Genomic DNA, 3,347 nt, shown 5'->3' on the forward strand with positions numbered 1-3,347 from the left:
CGATATTCGAGATATGTAATCCGGGGCTAAGCCTCGATAAGTGGAATTTAATACTGCGTAAAATCGATGTCGATTTTCTCGCCCAGACATATTATGAGTTTCCCGCTCAAGTAAGAACCCGTATCGGCCATATTGGGCAATCCTCTTTTGTTGTCGAACACGAGCTTTGGCAGCGAGGAGAAAAGACTGCGACAGGGTCTGCAGTTATGATTTATTTTGATTATAATGCCCAGCAAAAGCAGGAAATCCCTGCTGCGATACGCACTGAATTACAAAAACTGAGCTAAAATATAGTCAATACTGCGGCGAATGGCGCTGGCTAATGCCAAAAAAGGCCAAAGGTTTCGCGGTAATTGTCGCCCCATGCCGGTATAATGCCGCCTCAACGCCATTGGCTGCGTTCGGCCGAGTGGGGTCAAATGTTGCGGCGACTCTTGATTCCTACGGTAGTGATTATGCCCTCAGATACACCCGCGCCAGCGGACACGCTTACTTTTGACGATTTAGGCCTTGCGCCTCTTATTCTTGCTGCGGTAAAAGCAGTTGGTTACGAAGTTCCCTCGCCGATTCAGGCGGCGACAATTCCCCTAATACTTGCCGGCAGAGATGTGGTTGGCCAGGCGCAAACCGGTACCGGTAAAACGGCGGCCTTTGCCTTGCCCTTGCTCTCGCGATTAGACGTTAACAGCCGTCGTACCCAGGCCCTTATTTTGGCGCCGACCCGCGAGTTGGCTATTCAGGTTGCCGAGGCCTTGCAAAGCTATGCTGCAAACCTTCCCGGTTTCAATGTGCTACCAATTTATGGTGGCCAAGATTACCGTGGCCAACTTGCGGCGCTTAAGCGCGGTGTGCAAGTGGTGGTTGGTACCCCAGGCCGGGTAATGGACCATATGCGTCGCGGCACGCTAAAACTGGATGATTTAACCCATCTGGTGCTCGATGAAGCCGATGAAATGCTGCGTATGGGCTTCATCGACGATGTTGAATGGGTTATGTCACAAATGCCCGCCAAACGTCAGATCGCGTTATTTTCCGCGACGATGCCCTCGGCAATTCGCCGTATCGCAACAACGTACCTGACGAACCCAGAGCAGGTCACCATTCAGACGAAAACTTCAACGGCGATCACCATCCGCCAACGCTATTGGATGGCGCGGGGCTTGAATAAACTTGATGCCCTGACGCGTATTCTGGAAGCAGAACCCTTTGACGGCATGATCATCTTTGTGCGGACTAAACTGGTGACCACTGAGCTAGCTGAAAAGCTTCAGGCCCGTGGTTATGCAGCGGCAGCACTAAATGGCGATATCGCCCAGGCCCAGCGCGAACGCACAGTAGAACAGCTTAAAAATGGCCGTTTGGACATTGTTATCGCAACTGACGTCGCGGCGCGTGGTCTCGATGTTGAGCGTATTAGTCACGTTATCAACTACGATATTCCCCACGATACCGAAGCCTATGTACACCGCATTGGTCGCACCGGACGTGCTGGTCGGAGCGGTGACGCAATTTTGTTTGTTGCGCCCCGTGAAAAGCGTATGCTGCAAGCGATTGAACGCGCCACGCGCCAGTCAATTGAAGAGATGGGTCTGCCAAGCGCGGAGAATATTAACGCTCTGCGTGTCGATCGCTTTATGCAGAAGATCACCGATACGCTCGCCGGCACCGATCTGAGCTTTTTCCGTAAAATGCTGCAGGAATACGTTGCCAAGCACGATGTGTCTGAAATTGACGTTGCCGCTGCACTTGCTAGCCAGTTGCAAGGTGATAAGCCATTGTTGGTAAAAGACGCGCCGAAGATGATGACAGATCGTCCGCAAAGCCGTGATAAGCCAGGCGGCATCTCGCGTGGGGCAGACGCTGGTATGCAGCGCTACCGCATAGAAGTTGGTCGCCAACACGGTGTTAGCGCCGGCAATATTGTTGGTGCTATCGCCAACGAAGCCAATATCGACAGTGCGAATATTGGGCGTATTTCGATTTACCCGGAGTTCACCACGGTAGACCTGCCGAAAGAAATGCCAGATGACGTAGTTCAGTGTTTACGCACTACGCGCGTGGCTGGCCAAGCGCTGAATATCTCGGTGCATGAAGGCGGCGATATGCCGATAGATGATCGTGAGCGTCCGCGCAAGCCGCGTGGCAAGCCCGGCAATGACAAAGCGGGGCGCAAGCCGGTAAAAGCCAAGCCCAGGGCCTCAAATGCGGCAGCAAAGCCGGCAAGCGCAAAGCCTGCCTCAGCGAAGCCTACGTTGACTGGCACTAGAGAAAAGCGCGGTAAGGTTTAAGCTTTACGCGTAATCGCTTAGACTCTTTGGCTACTCTACCCCAGAGCTCTGCCAGAGAGTTTAAGCGTGATTTTTAAGGTTTTCCTCAACTTCCTTTATCTTGGTTGTATCAGCTTTGGTGGCCCTGCGGCACACATAGGCTATTTTCGGCGCGTGTTTGTTGAGCAGAAAGCCTGGCTCAGTGAACAGGATTTTGCCGCGCATCTCGCATTGTGTCAGTTCCTTCCCGGTCCAGCCTCCAGTCAGCTTGGCTTTGCTATTGGCTGTCAGCGTGGTGGTCTTCCGGCGGGTATGGCTGCTTTTCTCGGATTTACACTACCGTCTTTTCTGTTGATGTTCGGTCTTGCGGTATTACAGCGTGATCTCAATTCGGACAGCTGGGCGCAGGGTATTATCAGCGGTTTGAAATTGTTGGCTGTGGTAGTCGTGGCCGATGCTATCTGGAGCATGGCTAAGCAATTTTGTCGGCAGCCAACCACGATCATTATTAGTCTTATTAGCGCACTCGTTTTATTGTTGGCAATGACGCCCCTGCGCCAGTTTGCCTTATTGCTCGGCGCTGCATTGTGGATGGCGTGGCGGGCGAGGCCTGGTGCAACAGTGGGAGCGATCGATTTAACACAAACTGCACTCAGCTGCTTGCTCAGTTTTGCGGGTTTACTTCTGCTTAGTGTGTTGTTTTCTCATACGCTGTTTGGGATTTTTTATCAGGCCGGTAGTTTTGTCTTTGGTGGTGGCCACGTCGTTTTGCCACTCTTGGAGTCTTATATTGGCGATGAATTGAGTAAAGATCGCTTTTTATTAGGCTATGCGGCGGCGCAAGCTGTGCCAGGGCCTATGTTTTCCTTCGCGAGCTACCTTGGGGCAGCCTTGCGACCTGAGGTGGCCTTGGGCGGTGCGCTTTTGGCGACCGTGGCTGTGTTCCTGCCTGGCTTTTTGTTAGTCGCTGGGCTTAGTGGCGTGTGGCGGCAATTGGCTCAGCAGGGCCGCGTTGTTGCGGCGATTGCGGGAGTGAATGCGGTAGCGGTTGGCATGTTAGTGGCTGCTTGGGTGAATCCG

3 protein-coding genes are annotated in these 3,347 nt (G+C 52.9%); all 3 read left to right on the forward strand.

Annotation, left to right across the window (positions count from 1 at the left end):
- Positions 1 to 287, forward strand: a 287-nt coding sequence (locus ABYT30_RS17395; RefSeq protein ID WP_373097733.1) for an acyl-CoA thioesterase, incomplete at its 5' end; no start/stop codon positions are given.
- A 168-nt stretch (positions 288 to 455) separates the two neighbouring features.
- The gene (locus ABYT30_RS17400) at positions 456 to 2,288 is read left to right on the forward strand and encodes a DEAD/DEAH box helicase (protein ID WP_373097735.1); all 1,833 of its coding nucleotides are present in this window, start codon (positions 456 to 458) and stop codon (positions 2,286 to 2,288) included.
- 66 nt (positions 2,289 to 2,354) lie between these two features.
- On the forward strand, positions 2,355 to 3,347 hold a 993-nt coding region (gene chrA / locus ABYT30_RS17405; protein WP_373097737.1), incomplete at its 3' end, for a chromate efflux transporter.

Source organism: Zhongshania sp. (assembly GCF_041623545.1).
GTDB lineage: Bacteria > Pseudomonadota > Gammaproteobacteria > Pseudomonadales > Spongiibacteraceae > Spongiibacter.

What these genes read in the sequence shown, in the direction of transcription:
- ABYT30_RS17400 (WP_373097735.1), top strand. Translation starts at nt 456, where the DNA reads ATGCCCTCAGATACACCCGCGCCAGCGGACACGCTTACTTTTGACGAT.